This is a genomic window from Bartonella sp. CR84HXZ, from assembly GCF_042194535.1.
Taxonomy (GTDB): Bacteria; Pseudomonadota; Alphaproteobacteria; order Rhizobiales; family Rhizobiaceae; genus Bartonella; species Bartonella grahamii.
In genome coordinates, this window is record NZ_JBHIMY010000055.1 from 1 (window position 1) to 3,106 (window position 3,106).

Below are 3,106 nucleotides of genomic sequence, written 5' to 3' on the forward strand. Positions count from 1 at the left end.
TATTTAAAGTCCAAAGGCTACAGTGATGAAGAAGCTGCTGTCATGGCACGGAATCCTCAAATGCTTAGTGCATTGCTAACAGGTGGTGATACTCCTAAACTACTTGCGGGGCATGAATGGTATACCGATCCAGAGACAGGTGAACGTGGACAGAGACCGATGTCAGGGACTCTACAGGCATTGGAGTATAATCAGAAGCTACAAGCACAGAAAGAGTGGGAGGGTAAAAAGCAAAAAAATATTATTGCCACAAAACATCAGATGAACGCTGGGATAGATGCTATTCGTGATTCGATTGCACTCATTCGCAAACATAAGATTAACGGGTTTAAGGCGTGGGCTACGCGTGGAATTGGAGGAACTCCTGCGAATGAATTAGAAAATTTATTTGATACGATTAAGGGTGGTGCTTTAAAGGCGGTATTTGAGAGCTTAAAATCGATGGATCCTAGAGGAAGTCTTAGTGTTGGTCCTATATCAGATTACGAAAGTCGGACGATGGTAGCAACCTTTGGTTCTTTAGATTCTGCGCGTAATACAAAAGGGCTACTGAAAACTTTAGAAAATCTTGAAATAACATTTAATGCTTTAAATAAGCTTCAGAAAACTGATTTGCATGATTGGATGACGGGGAAGATAACCCCTCAAGAAATCTCTGATAAATATAATACTCAGAAAAAAGGCGTTATGGAGTTTGTGAAGGTATCCAGTCCCAAAGAGAGCGCTAAATTTGAGATAGGAACAAAAATTCAAGATGCAGATGGTAATATTAGAATAAAGAGATACTAAAATGCTTAATCATAAGAATGATAACGTTGGAAAACGTCAGGTTTGGAATGATGATCAATATCCTATTATTGGACACATATCAGACTATAACAACCATTCTGATGAGGAAGAAGCAGAACATCCCGAAATAAGTAGCAGTGAAGCCTTTTGGAATTCTTTAAAGCATGGTTTGAGTTTTAATTTAGATGATGAAATTGCGGGGATCACAGCGGCAGGACGTGATTCTGATGATGAGTTGGCAATAAGTGCTTTTTTGAATGGGCTTTACAACTATTGGACTGGAGATAAGAAAACCATAGAAAAATATGAGAAAGAAGCCAATAGAATACGTGATTATTATCGTAGGATGAGTGATCAACATTATTGGACTTCTTTTGCTGGAAATGCTTTAGGATCGGCAATCCCTTCACTTGCGACTTTAGGGGGAGGATTATTAGCCTCAGGAGCACGCTTTGTAGCGCCTACACTTGCAAGGAATGTGGCGGGGTCAAAATTAGGTCAAGCCTTTTTGAACACTGGTCAGTCATTTCCAAGTCGATTTGCAAGTCCATTTTTAGGCATCACGAACAAAACAACATTACCTCATTTGCTTAAAGTAGGAGCGGCATCTGGTGCATTACATGGCGCAGGAGAAGGCGAAGGACTTGGTAATACACTTACAAGTACGTTATCTGGTGCAGGTTTAGGAGCGGGCGGGGCATTGGTTGGAAGTGCTTTAGGTCATTTGGCTGGTTATCCGGTAAGCGGAATACGAAGACTTTTTTCTCCTTCTCATAAGCAAGGTGTTGCAACAGACACATTAAGAGCAATCAGTAAACATTTAGGTAAGGAGGCTTCTGAAGAGCTAGGAGAATCTTTTAAAAAAGCAGTTCCTACCGATTACGTAGCTGATCATAGTCCTTTTTTACAGGATCTTGTTTTTGATATCGCGAAAAGAAATCAAGGAGCTTATCTTGATTTGACTAAAAGAGCTGGGCAGAGAGCGCTGGAAGGAGGGGAGCGTATTCATCAAGCTGCTGATGAACACTTTGTTCCTCGTCAAAATGTCACAGGTTTAAAAGGTGATCTTATCGCGAGTAGGAAAGAAGCATCCCATACTCTTTATGAAATAGCTAAAAAGATACCAATAGGAGAGAAATATTATGGGGCACTTAATGAATTAATGGAGCGTCCATACTTTAAACAAGCTTATAATAAAGGGCTAAGGGGATTCATTAGTGATGGCAATAAAGCCAGTCCGTTTTCTTCTGAAAAATTTAGCCTTCTTAAAGAGAAACCCAACATGGGTATTCTCCATAAAACTAAGGAGGCTATTGATTTTATGATACGGGCAGAAAAGAGGCAAGGAAACAATAGCAAAGTTCGTAGCTTAGTAGAGATCGACAAAAAGTTATTAGAGATTATGGATGATATATCGTCTGAATATAAGAAAGGGCGGGCATTGTATCATCAATATAGTTCAGATGTAGATGCTATGGGTAAAGGTTCTAAAATCCTTAGCAAGTCGGTTAATAAGGATGAGTTCAGTAAAATCTTTGATGAATTACCAGAGGGAGAACAAGAATACTTTAAAAAGGGCTCAAGGGCAGAACTTTTACAAGGCATGGGTCAAACAAAAGACGAAGTGTCCACGGCAAAGGAGATTTTTGGTACGAATGATCTGTATAAACGATTTGCAAAGATTTATGGAGCCGATAAAGCTTCTGCGGTCAAGAAGGTTGTCGAAAAAGAAGCCGATTATGCAGATTTTTATAATAGAATACCAGGTCGTGTAGCGAATAAAGATATATCTTTTACGCATAATGTCAGTATGCCAACGGGTAAACGTGATGCAGCTGTACAATTAGCAAAAGCTGCTGGGAAGTCTGCTTGGATTCCTTTCAAAGAGGCGGCGTTTAGAGAGCGTCAACGGATTGAAAAGGATGTTGTCAAATTGTTAACAGGGGGGACACAGATTAAGAATGATCAAATTGTAGCTCTTATTCAACGCATGGTAAACGCGCATCATAAGGGATATGCGACAAAAGAATGGTTCAAAAAGCTTTCTGCTGCTTTGTTTGGAGGTGGGGGAAAAGCCTCAACGGAGGAGTTGAATTTATTGAGTGCATTTGAGTAAGGGAGGAGATTAGGCTATGACCCGTTATAGTCCTTCTGTTAATCAAGCGATACGGCAAACGGCAGCGCGATATGGTTTGCCAGAGAGTTATTTGTACCGTGTTGCGCAAGTGGAAAGTGGAGGGAATCCGAATGCAAGGAATCCCTACTCTTCTGCTGGTGGGTTGTATCAATTTATCGATAGCACCGCCAAACAATATGG

2 protein-coding genes and 1 pseudogene are annotated in these 3,106 nt (G+C 40.4%); all 3 read left to right on the plus strand.

Annotated features, from left to right (window positions below; genetic code table 11):
• Nucleotides 1-789, plus strand: a pseudogene (locus ACFIKD_RS09115) (hypothetical protein); the annotation flags it as partial.
• 1 nt (nucleotide 790) lies between these two features.
• A complete protein-coding gene (locus tag ACFIKD_RS09120; RefSeq protein ID WP_375647846.1) occupies nucleotides 791-2,905 on the plus strand; it encodes a hypothetical protein in 2,115 nt (704 codons plus the stop codon).
• 16 nt (nucleotides 2,906-2,921) lie between these two features.
• Nucleotides 2,922-3,106, plus strand: a 185-nt coding sequence (locus ACFIKD_RS09125; RefSeq protein ID WP_375647849.1) for a transglycosylase SLT domain-containing protein, incomplete at its 3' end; no start/stop codon positions are given.